Origin of the sequence: Micromonospora sp. NPDC001898 (genome assembly GCF_042891255.1) — a bacterium.
GTDB lineage: Bacteria > Actinomycetota > Actinomycetes > Mycobacteriales > Micromonosporaceae > Micromonospora.
In genome coordinates this window covers 5,619-25,207 of sequence record NZ_JBIATC010000003.1, presented here as the reverse complement: position 1 = coordinate 25,207, position 19,589 = coordinate 5,619, and the positions used below count along the sequence as shown (strand labels likewise).

Here is a 19,589-nt window from a genome sequence, read left to right as displayed (position 1 = left end):
GGGTGCCGGGACGGCTGACCGTCAGACACCGGCCACCGAGGTGATCCAGGCCCGGTTGTACGCGACGCTGCCGTAGTTCTGGATGCTCGACCCGTCGGCGGTGGAGGCCACGCCGACCTGGAGCCCGTTGTAGAACTCCGGGCCGCCCGAGTCGCCCCGCCACGCGTTGCCGTTGATCCGGGTGCTCCGGATCGCCTGCCCGCCGTACGCGTCGGTCACGTTGGTGCTGGTCACCTGGACGCTGGCGGTCTTGAGCTGGCTGGAGGGGGAGCAGCCGCTGTAGCAGGTCATGCCCCAGCCGTAGATCGTGTTGGTGGAGCCGACCGGCGGGTTGGCGCTGGCCAGCGTGACGGTGGACGTGCTGACCGTGCTGGACAACCGCAGCAGCGCCAGGTCGTAGCGGGTGTACGAGGCGCTCACGGTGCGGGTGGTGCCGCCCGAGGCGTAGTAGACGCTGCCGACCCGCACGGACATGGTGCCGCTGACGCAGTGCCGGGCGGTGAGCACCCACTGCGCGGCGATGACGCTGCCGGAGCAGGTGAACGAGCCGTTGCTGAACACGGCCGCCGCCCAAGGGGCGGAGGAGACGGTGCCGCCGCCGATGATCGGCTGAGGGCCGGCCGGGGCGGCGACTGCGCCACCGGTGGCGCCCAGGACGCCGACCAGGGCGGTTCCGACCACGGCGAGCAGGGAACGGATACGCATCGGACGTACTCCTTGCCTCTCGGACCCGGGATCGCCGGGTCGGTCGCGCCGGCGTGGGTCATGGGTCACCCGCCGACAGTGCATAGAGTTCTGTCGATGGATAGTAGGGGTTGGCGCATCCCGCGGCAAGGGTGCAATCGAGACAAGTCGATGTAACAATTTGGCTCTCCGTGGCGCGGCGAACGACCTGCTCCGGGACGTTTCACGCAGGACCGGACACTGGGCGGCCGGTTATGTTGATCACTGCCTGAACTGCCCCCGGCCGGTGCGGCTGAGGCGGTATCTGCCAGGTAGGCTGGCTGCGCTCGCCCGTTGTGGGTCGGCACCCAACTGCGTACACAGTCAGGAGTGCCCAGTGCCTCGCGTCGTCGTCGACGTCATGCTCAAGCCCGAGATCCTCGATCCTCAGGGCCAGGCCGTCGCAAACGCGCTGCCCCGGCTCGGCGTCAGCGACGTCGCCTCTGTCCGGATCGGTAGGCGGATCGAGATCGAGTTCACCGGTGAACCGGACCTGGACCGGGCCCGGGAGATTGCCGACAAGCTGCTCGCCAACCCGGTCATCGAGGACTTCACCGTCCGCGTGGTCGAGGCCGACGAGACCGTGGGCGCACGCCCGTGACCGCGCGGGTCGGTGTGGTGACGTTCCCCGGCTCGCTCGACGACGGGGATGCCGCCCGGGCCGTCCGGATCGCCGGAGCCGAGCCGGTCCGGCTCTGGCACGGCGAGGCGGACCTGCGCGGGGTGGACGCCGTCGTCCTCCCCGGCGGCTTCTCCTACGGCGACTACCTGCGCTGCGGTGCCATCGCCCGGTTCGCCCCGGTGATGGAGACCCTGGTGGACGCCGCCCGGGGCGGCCTGCCCGTGCTCGGCATCTGCAACGGTTTCCAGATCCTCTGCGAGGCCCACCTGTTGCCCGGCGCGCTCACCCGCAACCAGCACCTGCACTTCCGTAATCGGGACCAGGCCCTCCGGATCGAGGCCGCCGGCACGGCGTGGACGAACACGTTCCAGCCGGGCCAGGAGGTGCTGATCCCGGTCAAGAACGGCGAGGGCTGCTACGTCGCCGACGCCGCGACGCTCGACCAGCTCGAGGCCGAGGGCCGGGTCGTCGCCCGCTACGTTCGCGGCAACCCCAACGGGTCGCAGCGCGACATCGCCGCGATCACCAACCCCGCCGGCAACGTGGTCGGCATCATGCCGCACCCCGAGCACGCGGTGGAGGCGCTCACCGGCCCCTCCCTGGACGGCCTCGGCTTCTTCACCTCGGTGCTCAAGCACCTGGTGGGGGCCCCGGCGTGACCGTGCGCGGCACCATCGGTCGGCTCAACCGCCCCTGCGGCGGCGAGCGCAGCGAGGAGAGGTCATGACCACCCATCCGGACCCGGCGGTACGGGAGAACCCGGGCGGCTTCCCGGCCGTCCCGGCGGAGCCGTTCACGGCTCCCGTGACGCCGCAGCCCGGCCCGGTCCCGGCCCGGCCCGTCGAGGCGGTCCGCCACCCCGACCAGGCCCGGTCCGCGCCCACCGGCGACTGGGCGCACGGCCCGGACACCGTGCCGCGTGCCGTGGACACCCCCGGCGAGCTCCAGCCGTACGCCGAGCTGGGCCTGCGCGACGACGAGTACGACCGGATCCGGCACATCCTCGGTCGCCGCCCCACCCACGCCGAGCTGGCCATGTACTCGATCATGTGGAGCGAGCACTGCTCCTACAAGTCGAGCAAGGTGCACCTGCGCCAGTTCGGCGAGAAGGCCCCGCCGAGCGACCGGCTGCTCGCCGGCATCGGCGAGAACGCCGGCGTGGTCCAGGTCTCCGCCGAACTGGCGGTGACCTTCAAGGTCGAGTCGCACAACCACCCGAGCTTCGTCGAGCCGTACCAGGGCGCGGCGACCGGCGTCGGCGGCATCGTCCGGGACATCCTCGCCATGGGCGCCCGCCCGGTCGCCGTGATGGACCCGCTGCGCTTCGGCGCGGCCGATCACCCCGACACCGCCCGGGTGCTGCCCGGCGTGGTGGCCGGTGTCGCCGGCTACGGCAACTGCCTCGGCCTGCCCAACATCGGCGGCGAGGTCGTCTTCGACCCCTGCTACCAGGGCAACCCCCTGGTCAACGCGCTCTGCCTCGGCGTGCTTCCGGTCGACCGGCTGCAGAAGAAGGAGGCCGCCGGCCCCGGCAACGTCGTGGTGCTGATGGGCGCCCGGACCGGCCGGGACGGCATCGGCGGCGTGTCGGTGCTGGCCAGCGCCACCTTCGACGAGGGCAGCGAGCAGCGCCGCCCGTCCGTGCAGGTCGGCGACCCGTTCATGGAGAAACTGCTCATCGAGGCATGCCTGGAGCTGTACGACGCCGAGTTGGTCGTCGGCATCCAGGACCTCGGCGGAGCCGGGTTGACCTGCGCGCTCACCGAGACCGCCGCCTCCGCCGGTACCGGCATGCGGGTCCGGTTGGAGCGGGTCCCGCTGCGCGAGGCCTCGATGGAGCCGCACGAGATCCTGGCCAGCGAGTCGCAGGAGCGGATGCTGCTGGTCGTCGCCCCGGACAAGCTGGAGGCGGTGCTCAAGACCGCCGAGAAGTGGGGCGTCTGGGCCACCGCCATCGGCGAGGTCACCGCGCCGTCCTCGGACGGCCAGCCGGGCCGGCTGGTGATCACCTGGCGCGACCATCTCGTGGTGGACGTCCCGCCGGGCTCGCTGGTCGACGACGGTCCGGTCTACGCCCGTCCGATGCGCGAGCCGGCCGACCTGATCCTCATCCAGGCCGACCGGGCCGAGACGCTGCCCCGGCCGGCGACCCCGGAGGCGCTGCGGGAGACCGTTCTGCGCATGATCGCGTCGCCGAACCTGGCCGACAAGACCTGGGTCACCGAGCAGTACGACCGGTACGTGCTGGGCAACACCGTGCTCGCCCAGCCGGAGGACTCCGGCGTGATCCGGATCGACGAGCGCACCGGTCTGGGCGTCGCCCTGTCGCTGGACGGCAACGGCCGGTACGCCCGGCTCGACCCGTATCACGGCACGAAGCTGGCACTGGCCGAGGCGTACCGGAACGTGGCGGTGACCGGCGCGAAGCCGATCGCAGTGACCAACTGCCTCAACTTCGGCTCGCCGGAGGACCCGGGCGTGATGTGGCAGTTCGCCGAGGCCGTCCGCGGCCTGGCGGACGGCTGCCTGGAGCTGGGCATCCCGGTGACCGGCGGCAACGTCAGCTTCTACAACCAGACCGGCGCGGCGGCGATCCACCCGACCCCGGTGGTCGGCGTGCTCGGCGTGCTGGACGACGTGGCCGAGCGCGTGTCGATGGGCTTCGTCCCGCGCACCGGCGGCGAACCCGACCAGCTCTTCCTGCTCGGCGAGACGCACGTGGAGCTCTCCGGCTCGGAGTGGGCCTGGGTGACCCACGAGCACCTCGGCGGCATCCCGCCGCAGGTCGACCTGTCCCGCGAGCGGCAGCTCGCCGAGCTGCTGGCCGAGGCCGCCCGGGTCGGGCACCTCAGCTCGGCGCACGATCTGTCCGACGGTGGCCTCGCGCAGAGCCTGGTCGAGTCCTGCCTGCGTCGCGGGGTCGGAGCGCAGATCGCGGTGCCGGAGCACTTCGCCGGCGGTTCGATGCCGTTCGTCTTCCTGTTCAGCGAGTCGGCCGGGCGGGTCCTGGTCTCGGTGCCGCGCGGCCACGAGAAGGCGTTCACCTCCCTCTGTGCCGAGCGCGGGGTCCCGTGGGAGATCATCGGGGTTACCGACCAGGCCAGCGGGGCCCTTGAGGTGCGCGGCCAGTTCCGGATCGGCCTGGACGAGCTGCGCGCCGTACACGGCGCCACGCTGCCCCGGCTCTTCGGTGGGACGGAGCCGGCCGAGGCCGCCCCGGCCGGGCGGGGCACCGCTCCGGCGGCGACTGCGGCTGCTTCGGCCCCGGCTCCGGCGGTCGACACCGTCGAGGGTGCCCATGAGGGGGCGGCCCCCGTCGCCGCGCCGGCCGATCGGGTGGCGCCGGAGCACACCGGGGCCGACCTGGCCGATCGGACGGCCGCTGACACGACGGCGGCTGCCGAGGCCAGGCCCACCGCCGACGCCCCGGACGGGGAGTCCGGGCAGCCGGTCGACGGCGGGCCCGAGCGGGTTGACGGCGCGGAGCGGGCCGACGGTCCCTCCGGGGCGCCCGAACCCGGCGCTGGTGGTGCCGGGTTCGCCGCGCCCGATCAGCGCTGAGCCGTTGGCTGCGGCCGTCTTCGCCCAACCCGGCTCCGGCGCCCGGTTCGACTGGGGGCTGACCGGCGCGGCGGAGCTCGGCCGCGTCTGCGCCGTCCTGGTGGTGGTGGACGTGCTCTCGTTCACCACCACCGTGGAGGTCGCGGTCGCCCGGGGGATGCGGGTGCACCCGTTCCCCTGGGGCGAGCAGGCGGCGGAGTACGCGCGCCGGGTTGGCGCGGTCGCGGCCGTGGGCCGCCGGCAGATGACCCCGGAGCACCCGTGGTCGCTCTCCCCGGCGGCGCTGCGCACCGCGCCGGTCGTCGCCGACCTCGTGCTGCCGTCGCCGAACGGCTCGGCGATCAGCGCCGCCGCCAGTGCCACCGGGCTTCCGGTGGTCGCAGCCTGCCTGCGCAACGCCCGCGCTGTGGGGCGCTGGCTGTGCGAGCGGGGGTACGGCTCGGTCGACGCCCCGATCGGCGTGATCGCCTCCGGCGAGCGCTGGCCCGACGGTGCCCTGCGACCCTCCGTGGAGGACCAGCTCGGGGCCGGGTGTGTGCTCGACATCCTCTCCGGGGTGCCCGGCGGGCTGTCGGTGGAGGCCGCGATGACCCTCGCCGCGCTGGCCAGCACCCCGGACGTGCCGGCCGCCGTGCGCGGCTGCGTCTCCGGCCGGGAACTCGTCGAGGTCGGCTTTGCCGACGACGTGGAGGTCGCGGTCCAGGTCGGCGTCTCGGACGTGGTGCCGGTGCTGCGGCAGGGCGTCTTCTCGGCCGCCTGAGCTAGCTCACCCGCCCTCGGCCGGTCCTTTCGCTGTCCCTCCCCGGTCCCGACGGGCGAGAGCGGCTGCCCGACGGGGCAGCCGCTCTCTGCGTCGCGGTGCGGGCGGTCGACCCGCGAGGGTCAGTCGTCCAGCCAGTCCAGCCGGCGCCCGCCACGGTCCTGCTGCGGTGGGCCGTCGGGCCGGGCCCGACCCGGTTGGGCCTGGTCGCCGTAGCCGCCCTGCTGCTGGTCGTAGCCGGTCGGCTGGTCGTATCCGTGGCCCTGCTGCGGGGGTTCCTGGCCGTACCCCCCACGCTGCTGCGGGGGCTCCTGGCCGTACCCCCCGCCCCGCTGGTCGTACCCGCCTGCCTGGCCGTAGCCGCCCTGCTGGCCGTAGCTCTCGCCGCCGTAGCCGCCGCGCTGGTCGTAGCCGCCGCCCGGCTGACCGCCATAACCGCCGCCCGACTGACCGCCGTAGGCACCGCCCGGCTGGCCGGCGTCGTAGCCGCCCGGCTGGCCGTACCCGCCGCCGGTGGGCTCGCCGCTGCGGCCGTACTGCGGAGGCGGCTCCGGCTGGCCGTAGTTGTGGCCCTGGTCGGCCTGGTAGGTGCTGGTCGGGTACGGGTCCGCCGGCGGGGTGTACGAGCCCGTGCCCTCGCCGGTGTACCGGCCGGTCGGCTCGTCGTAGCGCTCGCCATAGCCGCCGCCCTGGCCCGGGTAGCCCTCGGCCGCCGCGTCCGCCGGTGCGCCGTAGCCCCGGCTGCCGTAGCCGCCGCCGGACGCCGGGGCGTCGGCGCCGTACCCGCCGTAGCCGCCGGTGGAGGCGGGTGCGCTGCCGTAGCCGGCCCCGGAGGCGGGCGCGCTGCCGTAGCCCCCGGCCGCGCCGTATCCGCCGCCCTGGGGTTCGTCGCCGTATCCGCCGCTACCGGCTCCCCAGCCGCCCTGCTGGCCACCGGGGCCGTACGCGGACGGCGGGGCGCCGTACGGGTCCGGCGGAACGTCGTCCACGATCGGCCGCTGCATCATCGTCGGGGCGTCGCTGAGCGAGGTGCCGCCGACCATCGTCGGGTCCGGCCCGGCGCCGACCCGGTTGACCACCCGGGTCTTGTCGTCCGTCCCGTGGTACGCCCCCCGGGCGGCGGGCACCGCGCCCGCCGCAGCACCGTCCGGGTCGTCGTCCTCGGTGTCGTCGCCGTTGTCCCGGCGCTTCATCCACAGCAGCACGATGGTGCCCACGCCGACGGCCACGAACAGACCGCCGAGCAGGATGAGCAGCCAGTTGAAACCGTCGGAGTCGTCCTCGGCGGCGGCGTTCTTCGGGGCCCCCGGGGCGGCCGCGGGGCTATCCTCGGGGGTCTCCTCGATCGGCTCCTCGGTCGGCAGCGGCTCCTCGCTGGCCGACGGGGTGGGACTCGGGCTCACCTCGACCTTGATCGCCAGGCTGATCCGCTGCCCGGTCACGCTCTGCCCGGCGCTCGCTTCGAAGGACTTGGTGGTGCGGAACTCGCCCCGGACGGCGCCGATATCGATCCGGCCCGGGGTGATCGGCCGGTCCGTGCTGCCGGTGAAGCGGAAGCTCCCGCTGCCGTTGCTGGTGGTCTCGTAGTGGTGGCCGCCGCTGTCCTGGAGCATGACGGTGGCGTTCGGCACCGCCGTGTCGTTGGCTGTGGCCACCACCTTGCCGGAGACCGACTTGACGGTCTGCACCTGCTCCTGCGTCGGCGACGGCGCGGCCTTCGCCTTGACGCTGAGCTGGAGGTCCCGACCGTTCTGGCCGCCCTGGATGCTGGTCGCGTTGACCGTCACCCGCTGGTTGTCCGCGTTCGGCGCGTCGTCGGAGGCGCGGAGCTCGACGACGTGGTTCACCGGGCCGGTGCCGTTGAAGTCGACCTTGCGGCAGCCGCTCGCACAGCTCACGCCTCGCGGGAGGCCCGCCACGGCGATGACGACGAACTTCTCGTCGTCGCTCCTCGGCGTCAGCTGCACGTTGACGGCGGTGGTGCCGCCTGCCTGGATGGTCGCTGAACCAGGGGAGACGCTGATGTCGGCGGCCAGGGCGGGTGTGGCGGGGGCGGCGAGCAGGACGCCGACCACCAGCGCCACGACCACACCGGCCCGCTGCTTCCAGGCACGTCGGTGTGTTGACACGTCCACCGCCTTCCGGTCTGACTTCCCTGGCCGGCGGGGCGCCGGGCCGGGGATCATCACGGTACGAATACGCCGTCGGCAACTATGCCTTGTCTGACCGGATCGGCGCGACCCAGGGCCGCGTTCGAAAGCGTCGCAGCCGGGTCGTATCGTCCCGTCGTGTCCTCTCCGCACACAAAGTCCGCAGCCGTGGCCGCCGCGCTCGCCGCCCTCGACGAGGGCCGTGCGCCCGAACGGCTGGTGTTCCGGGAGGCGGTTCGTGTCCTCTTGGCTGCCCTTGCGGACCGAGCCCCCGGCCGATCGGTGGAGGTGCGTGTCCCACCTTACGGTGCAGTTCAGTGCATTCCCGGTCCCCGACACACCCGTGGCACCCCGCCCAACGTCGTCGAGCTGGACCCGACGACCTGGTTGGAGCTGGCGACGGGACGCCGAAGCTGGGCGGACGCGGTCGCCGAGGGGCGCGTGCGGGTCAGCGGTGTCCGCGCTGACCTTTCCGTGCACCTTCCGCTCCGACTGGGCGACTAGCCATCCCGCCGGACACAGAAAGCGGTCGTACCGTGACTCTCAGTATTGACACTCATTCGCGTACACTCTGAGGCGACGACAGTGGTCCCGGCCGAGCAAGCGCGGATCCGCCCCCGAGATCCCGCCCGGCCAGTCCAGACCCAGCATGAGGGAGCGGTAAGTGCCCCGAGGCGACGGCCGGCTGAGCCACGACCTTGATCCCCAACGACCCGGCCCGCAGGACGCGTGTGGCGTCTTCGGCGTCTGGGCGCCCGGGGAGGCGGTCGCCAACCTGACCTACCTCGGGCTCTACGCCCTCCAGCACCGGGGCCAGGAAGCCGCCGGGATCGCCGTCAGCGACGGCTCGGGCGTGGTGGTCTACAAGGATCTCGGCCTGGTGGCCCAGGTCTTCGACGAGCCCACCCTCGCCAGCCTGCGTGGGCACCTGGCGATCGGGCACGCGCGCTACTCGACGACGGGCGGCTCGACCTGGGAGAACGCCCAGCCGACCATCCGGTCCACCAGTGCGGGCATCACGATCGCCCTGGCGCACAACGGCAACCTGGTCAACACCGCCGAGCTGCAGCGCGAGGTCGCCGAGCGGGGCATGGCCGCCGACGGCTCGACCAACGACACCTCACTGGTGACCATGCTGCTGGCCAGCCGGCCGGACCTCTCGGTCGAGGCCGCCGCGATGGAGGTTCTGCCCCAGCTGCGCGGCGCGTTCAGTTTCGTCTTCATGGACGAGTCGACGCTCTACGCGGCCCGCGACCCGCACGGCGTGCGCCCGCTGGTCCTCGGCCGGTTGGAGCGCGGCTGGGTGGTGGCCAGCGAGACGGCCGCCCTGGACATCGTCGGGGCGAGCGTGGTCCGCGAGGTGGAGCCGGGCGAGCTGATCGCCATCGACGAGGACGGCCTGCGGTCCAGCCGGTTCGCCGCGCCGGAGCCGAAGGGCTGCCTCTTCGAGTACGTCTACATCGCCCGGCCGGACGCCACCATCGCCGGGCGCAACGTGCACGCCGCCCGGGTGCAGATCGGCCGCCAGCTCGCCAAGGAGCACCCGGTCGAGGCCGATCTGGTCATCCCGGTGCCGGAGTCCGGCACCCCGGCGGCGATCGGCTACGCGGAGGAGTCCGGGATCACCTACGGCGCCGGCCTGATGAAGAACCCGTACGTGGGGCGCACCTTCATCCAGCCGTCGCAGACCCTGCGTCAGCTCGGCATCCGGCTCAAGCTCAACCCGCTGCGGGAGAACGTGCGGGGCAAGCGGCTGGTCGTCGTGGACGACTCGATCGTGCGCGGCAACACCCAGCGGGCCATCGTCCGGATGCTGCGCGAGGCGGGTGCACTGGAGGTCCACGTCCGGATCTCCTCCCCGCCGGTCAACTGGCCGTGTTTCTACGGCATCGACTTCGCCACCCGGGCCGAGTTGCTCGCCAACGGGCTGGACAACGAGGGCATCCGGCGCTCCATCGGCGCCGACACGCTGGGCTATGTCTCGTTGTCGGGCCTGATCGCCGCGACCGAGCAACCGAAGACCCGGCTCTGCCGGGCCTGTTTCGACGGGGAGTACCCGATCGAGCTGCCGGCCGGGAACCTGATCGGCAAGCACGTGCTCGAGGGAGTGGGACGCCGAGTCGCTGGTGCCCCGGACGTCCCGGAGCACGCCGCCGCACCGCTCGTCGCCGCTCCGGGCGGCGCGACCGTACACCGCCCATAGCACCGCCCGACGCGGGCCCGCCGGTCAGCCCCGGTACCCCGCGAGAACCACAAAGGGGAGAACCGTGACGCACGTGTCCGAGCGCAGCGGCACAGGAAGCAGCCCGACCGGCGCCGGTGGCGACCGCCAGCCCTGGACGGCCGGCGCCGGCCGCCCGGCGCGCAAACGCTCGGTCTCGTACGCGGACGCCGGCGTCTCGATCGAGGCGGGCGACCGCGCGGTCGAGCTGCTCAAGTCCAAGGTGAAGCAGACCCGTCGCCCGGAGGTCATGGGTGACCTCGGCGGCTTCGCCGGCCTGTTCCGGCTGGACACGAAGAAGTACAAGAACCCGATCCTGGCGTCCTCGACCGACGGCGTCGGCACCAAGCTGGTGATCGCCCAGCAGCTCGACATCCACGACACGATCGGCATCGACCTGGTCGCCATGGTTGTCGACGACCTGGTGGCCTGCGGCGCCGAGCCGCTGTTCCTGCTCGACTACATCGCCTGCGGCGAGGTCGTCCCGGACAAGGTGGCCGAGATCGGCGCCGGCATCGCCGACGGCTGCCGGTACGCCGGCTGCGCGTTGCTGGGCGGCGAGACCGCCGAGCACCCCGGCGTGCTGCGCCCGGACGAGTACGACGTCTCCGCCACCGGCGTCGGCGTGGTCGAGGAGAGCGAGATCCTCAGCCCGGACCGGGTCGAGGTCGGCGACGTGGTCATCGCCATGCGCTCCTCGGGCCTGCACTCCAACGGGTACTCCCTGGTCCGGCACGTGCTGCTGGGGGCCGGCCGGATGCGGCTGGACGTGGTGATCGACGACTTCGGTCGGCAGCGCACCCTCGGTGAGGAACTGCTCACCCCGACCAAGATCTATGCCCAGGACTGCCTCAAGCTGATCGCCGAGGCCGAGGTGCGCTCGATCGCGCACGTCACCGGTGGCGGCATCCCGGGCAACCTGGTCCGGATTCTGCCCGAGCACGTCGACGCGGTGGTCAACCGTTCCACCTGGAAGCCGCAGCCGATCTTCGACCTGATCCAGTCCAAGGGCCGGATCGAGGACCATGAGATGGATGCGACCTTCAACATGGGCGTCGGCATGTTCGCGATCGTCTCCGCCGAGGACGCCGACCGGGCCCTGGCCACGCTGACCGGCCGGGGCGTCGACGCCTGGCAGGCCGGCGAGATCATCGAGGGCACCGGCAGGGTGCAGATGGTCGGCCAGCACACCCGGGGCTGATCACGCAGCGCTGATCATCCGAGCACCTGATCAGGGGTTCACCCGAGTGGTCATCGCCGCCTAGCCTGAAGGACACCCTTCGGGCCAGGAAGGAGGGCGATGCTTGCTCGAAAACGGCAGGTGAGCGGGATGCGGGGACTCTCCCCGGTCCCGTCGTACGTCGTGATGCAGCCGACCACCCTCTGCAACCTGGACTGCGCCTACTGCTATCTGCCGTTCCGGGCGGCGGACCGGCGGATGCCGGTCGCGGTGGCCGAGGCGGTCGCCGCGTCGGTGAGCCCGTGGGCGTCGGCCGGCCGGTTCTCGGTGGTGTGGCACGGCGGGGAGCCCCTCGCGACCGGGCGGGAGCACCTGACCGCGCTGCTCGCCCCGTTCGGGCCGGAGGTCGAACACCACGTACAGACCAACGCCACCCTGATCGACGACGCCTGGTGCGAGTTTCTCGCCGAGCACCGGGTGCGGGTCAGCGTGAGCGTGGACGGGCCGCGTGGGCGCAACGGCGACCGGGTCACCCGGGCCGGCCGGCCGGCGTACGACCGGATCGTGCGCGGGATCGAGACGCTGCGCCGGCACGGGCTGCCGTTCTCGGCGCTGGCGGTGGTCAGCGACCCGACCCCGGGCCGGGCCGCCGAGCTGTACGACTACTTCCTCGGCCTCGGCTGCGAGGTGCTGGGGGTCAACATCGAGGAGACCGAGGGGGTCAACACCCGCGGCAACGCCCACGAGGCGGCGCCGGTGCGGGCGTTTTGGGCCGAGCTGGTGGCCGCCTGGCGTCGGGATCCCCGGATCCACCTGCGCGAGGTGGAATGGTCGTTACGGTACGCGGCGGCGGTGCTCGACGGCACCGCCGACGATCTGCTGCCCCGGCGGCTCGACCCGATCCCCACGGTCGGCCACGACGGGTCGGTGACCGTGCTCTCCCCGGAGCTGGCCGGCTTCACCGACCCCAGGTACGGCGACTTCAGCAGCGGCAACGTGTTGACCACGCCGTTGGCCGAGATCCTGGCCGGGGCGAAGCGGAGAACCCCCTGGGTGGGTGAGTTCCTGGCCGGCGTGGAGGCGTGCCGGGCGTCCTGCCCGTACTTCGGCTTCTGCGGGGGTGGGCACGCCGCCAACCGTTACTTCGAGCTGGGGCGTTTCGACGGTACGGAGACCGAGCACTGCCGCAACAGCAAGATCCGCCTACTGGAGGGAGTGTTGGACCATGCCCGAGACCATCGGAGACCGGCAGGCTGAACGTGTCGGGGGAGACACCGGGCAACCAATCGTCGACCGGGTGCGGGCCACCGCCGCCGGGCTGGCCGACCTGATCCAGGAGGCGGAGGACGCGCGCCGGCTGCGTTCGGAGGCGGCGGGGGGCGAGGGTGCCGGGGCGGTCTGCGCCTGGAACCACTTCGAGAACATCCCGACGTTCTACAACTGGAACAACCGGCCCCGGTGAGGGGCGGGCGGGTCCGAGATCAAGGACCTGCCGCGGCGACCGGATCGGCTCCGGCACGACAGGCCCCTGATCATCGGGTGGGTATGCCGCCTCCCGATGGGCACATGCGTGAGCACGCGGGGCTTGCCGCGTGCTCAGATGGTCCCGGAGGTCAGCGGGTGGGACGGACCCAGGGGTCCGGGTCTTCGTCCGGGTGATCGTCGTCGTCGACGACTTCTTTGTAGTCGTCGTCGACGACGACGTGGTCCGACTTACCAGCACCCGCCAGTTCGCGCTGCAAGGCGGTGAGGTCGGTGTTCGGGGAGTGGTACTTCAACTCCCGGGCCACCTTTGTCTGCTTGGCCTTAGCACGGCCGCGCCCCATGGCTCGACCCCCTCGCACAGAATGCGGGGCAGCCCGAAGGCGGGCCCCGATGACGTCAGGCATCTCTCGTGGCTCTTACGGTACATGGGGATGCCGCTGTTCGGCACCTCGGGTTACCGTCTGCCGGCCCTGCGCGTCGCAGTGACCCGGCTGTCACCGAGTGTACCGGGGTAAGGGCCGAATGCCGAACCGCCCATGACGCCGGACAGATGGGCGGCAATCACCCCTATTTCCAGCTTAACGCCGCCGCCCGTCCCGCTCCACCTGAGGAGCCCGACCCGGCGCTTTATCCGTACCGGGCCGGGCGTGGCGCTCAGCGCAGGTGGATGGTGCGCAGCCGGCCGACCTCCGCTATCCGGCGCTCGGCGAGCCGGTCCGCCGCCACCGCCGGGGGGACACCCTCCTCGTCGGCCAGCCGCAGGATATGGCGGGTGGTGTCGTAGATCTTCGTGGCCCGCAGCTTGGCCCGCTCGAAGTTGAAGCCCTCGATCTCGTCCGCGACCTGGATCACACCGCCGGCGTTCACCACGTAGTCGGGGGCGTAGAGGACGCCCCGGTCGGCGAGCAGCTTCTCGATTCCGGGGTGGGCGAGCTGGTTGTTGGCGGCCCCGGCGACCACCTTCGCCCGCAGCGCCGGCACCGTCTCGTCGTCCAGGGCGCCGCCCAGCGCGCAGGGGGCGTACACGTCGATGTCGGCGGCGACCAGCCCAGGGGTGTCCTCGACCAGCTCGACCTGCGGGTGGTTGGCGCGGACCCACTCGCGCGCCTGCGGGTCGACGTCGGTCGCCACCACCTCGGCGTGGTCGTCGAGCAGGTGCCGGGTCAGGTGCTTGCCGACCTTGCCCAGCCCCGCCACGCCGACCCGTCGCCCGTTCAGGGTGGGGGTGCCCCAGGCGTGCTCGGCGGCTGCCCGCATGCCCTGGAAGACGCCCCACGCGGTGAGCACCGACGAGTCGCCCGCGCCGCCGTGCTCCACGCTGCGTCCGGTGACGTAGCGGGTCTCCCGGGCGATCACGTCCATGTCGGCGACGTAGGTGCCGACGTCGCACGCGGTGTAGTAGCGACCGTTCAGCGACTCGACGAAGCGGCCGTACGCGCGCAGCAGCGCCTCGCCCTTGAGCTGCGCCGGGTCGCCCCAGATCACCGCCTTGCCGCCGCCCAGGTCCAGCCCGGCCAGGGCGTTCTTGTACGCCATGCCGCGGGACAGGTCGAGCACGTCGGCCAGCGCCGCCTCCTCGCTGGCGTACGGGTAGAACCGGGTGCCGCCGAGCGCGGGGCCCAGCGCGGTGGAGTAGATCCCGATGATCGCCCGGAGTCCGGTCTGCGTGTCCTGACAGAACACGACCTGCTCGTGGCCGGTGGATGACGGGCCGTCGGTGCTGGCGAATACGCCCATGGCTGGCTCCTGTGTCGGTGTGCGTCCTTTTGGGACGCGGACCTGTGGCACGCCGGCGGGATGGTGCCGGTGGGTCGAGCCTAATGTCGGCCGCAGCCGTACTGTCGTCTCCGCATGTCCGACGTCGGGGCGTCCGGCGGGTGAGCAGGGACGCCGGGCGTGCGACCGGGGCGCTGGCCGCGTCTGGATTCCGTCTCGTGGGATGATGGCGCGGTGCCGTCGCTCTTCGCTTCGTACCTGCGGGTGTACGAGCCGCTGACCGCCTTCGACCGGGACCGTCAGTCGTACTGGCGGCGCTACGCGTCCGATGGGCGGGCGGTGGCCCCGTCGGAGGGGCCGGGGCGGCAACGTACGGCGGTCATCGAGGCGCTGGGCGCGGGCTGGACCCGGCTGCCCGATCCGCCCGAGGAGGCGTACGTCCTGGAGGCCGACGAAAGCCTGCTGGTCTGCCCGTGGAACCTGCGGATCCGGGTGGCCGAGGCGGCGTTGAGCGCTCGGGACGGCGTGCCGTCGGTGCTGGCCGACGCGTTCGTGCCGCCGGTCCTCGCCGATCAGGCCAAGGCGGTGGTGGAGGACTGGCGTAGCGGGGCCCGGGTGCTGGAACACGGTGTCCCCCGGGTGCACGAGCAGATCGCCACGTGGGGCGTGCCGCTGCGCTGGTTCGTCCTGTTCGATGCCGAGGAGCGGGACCTGGTGACCCATCCCGGGCGACGCGCGCTGCGCTACCGGACGGAGATCGCCAAGGCCCGGCGCCGATCGTCCCGGGCGCTGTCGGTGTTGCGTAAGACCGTCGGCGAGGCGCCGATCACCGAGGCGGTCGAGGAGGCCGCCCGGTGGCTGGAGGAGTTCCACCCGCGCTCGGTGGTGGAGCTGGACTACGGCGGCCTCGTCCAGTTGCTCTCCGACGAGACCCTCGATGCGGACGACTCGCCGGCGCTCGTCGCCACCGGGCTCGCCGGGCTCTCCAAGGGGGAGGCCGAGGAGGCGTCCACGGCCTACGACACGCTCGTCGCTCGCTGGCGAGCGGTCCAGCTCCTGGAGCGCTGCAACTAGTCGCGCCTGCGCCAAAACCAGTCCCCACCTGGGCGAAGATCGCCCAGGAAGCCGTAAAACACCCTCGGGAGCGCTCCCAAATTGAGGTGTGCTCGTAGTTGGAGCATCACGACCAGTGATTATGAGTCCGAATAAGGTGGTTCCTGCCGTGTATTAGTCGTATAAATCGGGCATGGTTCATCCGTCCGTCTAGGGACCTTCGGCCGTTCGGCCCATGTCGGACATCGGGGACTAGCCGGACCATGGGAGACGCGTCGGCCGGCGGGACCCCGGCCGATGTCTATACCTGTGGAGGAGTGACCGATATGGCATCGCGAACGCACGAACCGGAGCCGCTGCTCACACCGGCCGAGGTGGCGTCGATGTTCCGTGTCGACCCGAAGACGGTGACCCGGTGGGCGAAGGCTGGCAAGCTCAGCGCCATCCGGACCCTCGGGGGGCACCGCCGTTACCGTGAGTCGGAGGTTCGGGCTCTGCTGCAGGGGCAGATTCCCCAGCAGCGCCAGGGAGACTGACCGCCGGGAATTCTACAGACGTACCGGGCAGGGGCGGCGGACAACGGTCCGCCGCCCCTGCTTCGTGTCCGGCCCCGCGCGGTCACTCCGACAGGCTGATTCGGATGCCCACCGTCCCCCGCTCGCCCCGCCGCAGCCGGCTGCCCAACAGGCTGAGCCGCCCCACCAGCCGGTACTTCTGCTTCAGCAGTTCGCGGATCCGCCGGGTGTCCGCCGGGCCGCAGATGGTCGCGTGACCGGGCACCGCCTCGCCGTGCGGCCGGCCCCGGAGGTCGCACGGCGCCACCGTCACCTCGCCGCTGCGCCGGATCCGCTTCACCTTGCCCGAGTCGGCGACGGTCCAGGCGGCCAGCGCGTCACCGTCGCGGGCGGCCCACACGGGGGTGGGCACCGCCCGCCCGTCCCTGCGGAAGGTGGTCAACAGGACGTACTTCTCCGCAGCGAGGCGGTCCAAGGTGGTCACGCCGCAAGAATACGGCCGCGCGAGCCGCCGCCCCTGGGGTTAGCGTGAACCCCGTGACCGGGGAACCCAGGATCGGCGACGTATTCGGCGAGCTGCTGCGGGACGCGCTCGCCGTGCAGACCGGGATCGGCCCCCGGCCGATGGCCGGCGGGCGGCTGCCCCGGCCCGTCATCGAGATCATCGAGCGGGACGACGGCCTGATCAACGGTGCCCCCGCCGGCCACTACCTGGCCGGCCCCGCCGAGTGGCAGCCGTACGACCACCGGGCGGTGGACCGGGTCCGGGGCGAGACGCTGGACATCGGCGTCGGTGCCGGCCGGATCGCGCTGCTGCTCCAGGAGCGCGGAGTGCCGGTGACCGGGCTGGACACCTCCCTCGGCGCGTTGAAGGTGTGTCGTCGGCGCGGGGTGCGGAACCTGGTGCACGGCACGATCGACGAGCACGTCGCCGACGGCCGGCGGTACGACACCTTCCTGCTGCTCGGCAACAACCTCGGGCTGATCGAGGGGCGGGACCGGGCGTCGGCGTTCCTCGCCGCGCTCGCCGCGCTGGCCAGGCCCGGCGCGCAGGTCATCGCGCACGGCACCGACCCGTACGGCACCACCGACCCGGTGCACACCGGCTACCACGAGCTGAACCGGCACCGGGGTCGGCTCGGCGGGCAGCTGCGGCTTCGGCTGCGGTACCGGGAACTGGGCACCGAGTGGTTCGACTACCTGGTCTGCTCGGTGGCCGAGCTGGCCGAGCTGGTCCGCGGCACCCCGTGGCGACTGACCGACGTGGACGACCGGGACGCCCCGTACTACCTGGCGACCCTGATGCTGGCCGGCTGACCGGTCCGCGCGCGGCTCCCGTACGCGGAAGGGGCCCCTGCCAGGCGGAAAGCCTCGGCAGGGGCCCCTTCCACGCGCATCAGACCCGGACGGTCGGGGGGAGCAGCTCCGGCGGGAGGCCACCGTCGCCGTCGACCACCTCGTCGGGAGTCCCGTCCTCATCGATGTCGACCATGGTGATGTCCACCTTGCCGTCGCCGTCGGTGTCGAACTGGAACAGGTCGGCCCGACCGTCGCCGTCGGTGTCGACGACCCAGACGTCGGTCTTGCCGTCGTTGTTGGTGTCCGCGCGGAGCAGGTCGACCCGCTCGTCCCCACGGGTCTCCACCGTCGCCGGGTTTTCCACACTCTCCGGTGCCTGGCTCATGTTCCGGTCCTTCCCTCGGTTGACGGCGCAGTACCCGGTTCGGCGTGCCCCCACGCATGTCGCCGGTGCCCGTGCTGCATAGGGTCGCACCCATGAGCCAGCGGAGCGGGCGGCCCGGCGCAGCGGAGACCCCGCATGCCGCCGTGCGCAGCGAGGAGACGTCATGAATCGTTTTGTCGTCGTCGGGGCCGGCACGATGGGCCTAGGCATCGCCTACGTGGCGGCCGGCGCGGGATACCACGTCGAACTGGTCGAGGTCGACCCCGACCGGGCGACCGCCGCCGAGGCGCGGCTCGGTGAGCTGTGGGACCGGGCCGTCCGGCGGGGGAAGCTCGCCGCGGACGAGGCGGCGGCGCACCGGGGACGGGTGACGCTGGTCGCCTCCCTCGGTGCCGTCGCGCCCGAGCCCGACGTGGTCGTGGAGGCCGTGCCGGAGCGGCTGGAGCTCAAGCGGGCCGTCCTGCGGGCCGCCGCCGCGCTGCGCCCCGCGCTGCTGGGCAGCAACACCTCCAGCATCTCCATCGGGGAGCTGGCCACCGGGCTGGACCGGCCGGAGCGTTTCGTCGGGCTGCACTTCTTCAACCCCGTCTGGGCCATGGCGTTGCTGGAGGTCGTGGTCGGCCCGGACACCGCCGAGGAGACCACCGCGGCGGCCGTCGCGCTCGCCGGCCGGCTGGGCAAGGACCCCGTCGTCGTACGCGACCTGCCCGGCTTCGCCACCTCCCGGCTCGGGGTGGCCCTCGGGCTGGAGGCGATCCGGATGGTCGCCGACGGGGTGGCCGACCCGGCCGACATCGACAAGGCGATGGTGCTCGGCTACCGGCACCCGGTCGGCCCGCTGGAGCTGACCGACCTGGTCGGGCTGGATGTCCGGCTGGACATCGCCCGCACCCTCCAGACCGCCTACGGGGACCGGTACGCGCCGCCGCCGTTGCTGGAGCGGATGGTCGCCGACGGCAGGCTGGGCAGGAAGTCCGGGCAGGGCTTCTACCGCTGGGAAGGAGGCGAGAAGCGGTGAGCGGGCTGCGGATCGACGAGCGGCCGGACCGGCTGGTGGTGACGCTGGACCGGCCGGAGAAGCGCAACGCGATCGACGCCGACCTGATCGGTGAGCTGCACGACGTCTGCGCCGAGCTGGAGGCGCGGCCCCGCCTGCTGCTGCTCACCGGCGGCGCGGAGGGGATCTTCGCGGGCGGGGCGGACATCGGCCAGCTCCGCGAGCGGGGCCGGCTGGACGCGCTCGCCGCGATCAATTCCGCCGCCTTCGCCCGGATCCGGGCGTTGCCGATGCCCACCGTTGCCGCCGTCGACGGCCCGGCGCTGGGCGGTGGCGCTGAGCTGGCGTACGCGTGCGACCTGCGGGTGTGTACGGCGCGCGCCGTCTTCGGTCAGCCGGAGGTGCGGCTGGGCATCCTGGCCGGCGCGGGCGCGACCCACCGGCTCCCGGCGTTGGTCGGGGAGGCCCGGGCCAAGGAGTTGCTGTTCACCGGCCGCCGGGTGGATGCCGTGGAGGCGCTGCGGATCGGGCTGGTCAACCAGGTGGTGGACGAGCCCACCGAGCTGCTGCCCGCCGCGCACGGGCTGCTCGACGAGATCGCCAAGGGCTCCTCCCTGGCGCTGCGGCTGACCAAGCTGGCCGTGGACGCACCGCCGGCCGCCCACCCGCACCTCGACCTGGTCAGCCAGGCGGTGCTCTTCGAGGACGAGGAGAAGCGGCGGCGGATGACCGAGTTCCTGGAGCGCCGCCGGCCCCGCTGACGGCGCGCCGCAGCCAGGCCCGGTGCCCCGGACGGGGGGGGGGGGGGGGGGGGGGGGGGGGGGGGGGGGGGGGGGGGGGGGGGGGGGGGGGGGGGGGGGGGGGGGGGGGGGGGGGCGGGGGGGGCGGGCCCCCCCCCCGGGGGGGGCCGGCGCGGCCCGGC

The 19,589-nt window shown here is 72.8% G+C and carries 20 protein-coding genes; 14 read left to right on the top strand and 6 right to left on the bottom strand.

The window, feature by feature from the left end; translation table 11 throughout:
* Positions 1 to 21 precede the first annotated feature (21 nt).
* Entirely contained in the window at positions 22 to 705 is a 684-nt protein-coding gene (locus ACFYZF_RS08100) for a S1 family peptidase (RefSeq protein ID WP_387017178.1), read from the bottom strand.
* A gap of 355 nt (positions 706 to 1,060) precedes the next feature.
* Between ACFYZF_RS08100 and purS the strand changes: the two genes are divergently transcribed.
* The 4 genes from purS to ACFYZF_RS08080 all read left to right on the top strand — a co-directional run bounded on the left by purS (position 1,061) and on the right by ACFYZF_RS08080 (position 5,666).
* The gene (purS, locus tag ACFYZF_RS08095) at positions 1,061 to 1,324 is read left to right on the top strand and encodes a phosphoribosylformylglycinamidine synthase subunit PurS (protein WP_387017176.1); all 264 of its coding nucleotides are present in this window, start codon (positions 1,061 to 1,063) and stop codon (positions 1,322 to 1,324) included.
* Positions 1,321 to 2,004 (top strand): phosphoribosylformylglycinamidine synthase subunit PurQ, encoded by a 684-nt coding sequence (purQ, locus tag ACFYZF_RS08090; RefSeq protein ID WP_350880559.1) that lies wholly within the window; start codon positions 1,321 to 1,323, stop codon positions 2,002 to 2,004. Before purS ends, purQ begins: the two co-directional genes overlap by 4 nt.
* A gap of 64 nt (positions 2,005 to 2,068) precedes the next feature.
* On the top strand, positions 2,069 to 4,906 hold the full coding sequence (gene purL, locus ACFYZF_RS08085; RefSeq protein WP_387017174.1) for a phosphoribosylformylglycinamidine synthase subunit PurL: 2,838 nt from the start codon (positions 2,069 to 2,071) through the stop codon (positions 4,904 to 4,906).
* A 4-nt stretch (positions 4,907 to 4,910) separates the two neighbouring features.
* Positions 4,911 to 5,666: a 2-phosphosulfolactate phosphatase gene (locus ACFYZF_RS08080; protein WP_387017172.1), complete on the top strand. Its 756-nt coding sequence runs from the start codon at positions 4,911 to 4,913 to the stop codon at positions 5,664 to 5,666.
* A gap of 122 nt (positions 5,667 to 5,788) precedes the next feature.
* Here the strand turns inward: ACFYZF_RS08080 and ACFYZF_RS08075 are convergent, their stop codons facing one another.
* Positions 5,789 to 7,852, bottom strand: a complete 2,064-nt coding sequence (locus tag ACFYZF_RS08075; protein ID WP_387017171.1) for a carboxypeptidase regulatory-like domain-containing protein — start codon at positions 7,850 to 7,852, stop codon at positions 5,789 to 5,791.
* A 132-nt stretch (positions 7,853 to 7,984) separates the two neighbouring features.
* Here ACFYZF_RS08075 and ACFYZF_RS08070 point away from each other — a divergent pair, with 132 nt between their 5' ends.
* The 5 genes from ACFYZF_RS08070 (at position 7,985) to amcA (ending at position 12,679) form a co-directional block, all read left to right on the top strand.
* Positions 7,985 to 8,320, top strand: coding sequence for a sterol carrier family protein (locus tag ACFYZF_RS08070; protein ID WP_387018343.1), 336 nt, complete (start codon positions 7,985 to 7,987; stop codon positions 8,318 to 8,320).
* 160 nt (positions 8,321 to 8,480) lie between these two features.
* Complete coding sequence (gene purF / locus ACFYZF_RS08065) at positions 8,481 to 10,019, top strand: amidophosphoribosyltransferase (protein WP_387017170.1); 1,539 nt, start codon at positions 8,481 to 8,483, stop codon at positions 10,017 to 10,019.
* Positions 10,020 to 10,083: 64 nt separating this feature from the next.
* The gene (gene purM, locus ACFYZF_RS08060) at positions 10,084 to 11,238 is read left to right on the top strand and encodes a phosphoribosylformylglycinamidine cyclo-ligase (protein ID WP_387017168.1); all 1,155 of its coding nucleotides are present in this window, start codon (positions 10,084 to 10,086) and stop codon (positions 11,236 to 11,238) included.
* A 129-nt stretch (positions 11,239 to 11,367) separates the two neighbouring features.
* Positions 11,368 to 12,474 (top strand): cyclophane-forming radical SAM peptide maturase AmcB, encoded by a 1,107-nt coding sequence (gene amcB, locus ACFYZF_RS08055; protein WP_387018340.1) that lies wholly within the window; start codon positions 11,368 to 11,370, stop codon positions 12,472 to 12,474.
* Positions 12,443 to 12,679: a multiple cyclophane-containing RiPP AmcA gene (gene amcA, locus ACFYZF_RS08050; protein WP_387017166.1), complete on the top strand. Its 237-nt coding sequence runs from the start codon at positions 12,443 to 12,445 to the stop codon at positions 12,677 to 12,679. The genes amcB and amcA overlap by 32 nt, the downstream gene beginning before the upstream one ends.
* Before the next feature lie 151 nt (positions 12,680 to 12,830).
* Here the strand turns inward: amcA and ACFYZF_RS08045 are convergent, their stop codons facing one another.
* Positions 12,831 to 13,043: a DUF3073 domain-containing protein gene (locus ACFYZF_RS08045; protein WP_387017165.1), complete on the bottom strand. Its 213-nt coding sequence runs from the start codon at positions 13,041 to 13,043 to the stop codon at positions 12,831 to 12,833.
* A gap of 313 nt (positions 13,044 to 13,356) precedes the next feature.
* Complete coding sequence (locus ACFYZF_RS08040; RefSeq protein WP_387017163.1) at positions 13,357 to 14,439, bottom strand: Glu/Leu/Phe/Val dehydrogenase; 1,083 nt, start codon at positions 14,437 to 14,439, stop codon at positions 13,357 to 13,359.
* Positions 14,440 to 14,652: 213 nt separating this feature from the next.
* On the opposite strand from ACFYZF_RS08040, the gene ACFYZF_RS08035 reads away from it, so the two are divergent.
* Together ACFYZF_RS08035 and ACFYZF_RS08030 are read left to right on the top strand one after the other, a co-directional pair.
* Positions 14,653 to 15,492, top strand: coding sequence for a hypothetical protein (locus ACFYZF_RS08035; protein ID WP_387017161.1), 840 nt, complete (start codon positions 14,653 to 14,655; stop codon positions 15,490 to 15,492).
* A gap of 305 nt (positions 15,493 to 15,797) precedes the next feature.
* Positions 15,798 to 16,007 carry a BldC family transcriptional regulator gene (locus ACFYZF_RS08030; RefSeq protein ID WP_007073996.1) on the top strand — a complete coding sequence of 70 codons (210 nt, stop codon included), beginning with the start codon at positions 15,798 to 15,800 and terminating at the stop codon, positions 16,005 to 16,007.
* Between the two features lie 82 nt (positions 16,008 to 16,089).
* Here ACFYZF_RS08030 and ACFYZF_RS08025 read toward each other — a convergent pair whose 3' ends face one another.
* Positions 16,090 to 16,470: a PPOX class F420-dependent oxidoreductase gene (locus ACFYZF_RS08025; protein ID WP_350880579.1), complete on the bottom strand. Its 381-nt coding sequence runs from the start codon at positions 16,468 to 16,470 to the stop codon at positions 16,090 to 16,092.
* Between the two features lie 53 nt (positions 16,471 to 16,523).
* On the opposite strand from ACFYZF_RS08025, the gene ACFYZF_RS08020 reads away from it, so the two are divergent.
* A complete protein-coding gene (locus tag ACFYZF_RS08020) occupies positions 16,524 to 17,303 on the top strand; it encodes a class I SAM-dependent methyltransferase (protein ID WP_387017160.1) in 780 nt (259 codons plus the stop codon).
* A 79-nt stretch (positions 17,304 to 17,382) separates the two neighbouring features.
* Here the strand turns inward: ACFYZF_RS08020 and ACFYZF_RS08015 are convergent, their stop codons facing one another.
* Complete coding sequence (locus tag ACFYZF_RS08015; RefSeq protein WP_387017158.1) at positions 17,383 to 17,670, bottom strand: hypothetical protein; 288 nt, start codon at positions 17,668 to 17,670, stop codon at positions 17,383 to 17,385.
* A 163-nt stretch (positions 17,671 to 17,833) separates the two neighbouring features.
* Between ACFYZF_RS08015 and ACFYZF_RS08010 the strand changes: the two genes are divergently transcribed.
* Both ACFYZF_RS08010 and ACFYZF_RS08005 read left to right on the top strand, forming a co-directional pair.
* Positions 17,834 to 18,688 carry a 3-hydroxyacyl-CoA dehydrogenase family protein gene (locus ACFYZF_RS08010; RefSeq protein WP_387017156.1) on the top strand — a complete coding sequence of 285 codons (855 nt, stop codon included), beginning with the start codon at positions 17,834 to 17,836 and terminating at the stop codon, positions 18,686 to 18,688.
* Positions 18,685 to 19,428: an enoyl-CoA hydratase/isomerase family protein gene (locus tag ACFYZF_RS08005; protein WP_387017154.1), complete on the top strand. Its 744-nt coding sequence runs from the start codon at positions 18,685 to 18,687 to the stop codon at positions 19,426 to 19,428. Before ACFYZF_RS08010 ends, ACFYZF_RS08005 begins: the two co-directional genes overlap by 4 nt.
* Positions 19,429 to 19,589 lie beyond the last annotated feature (161 nt).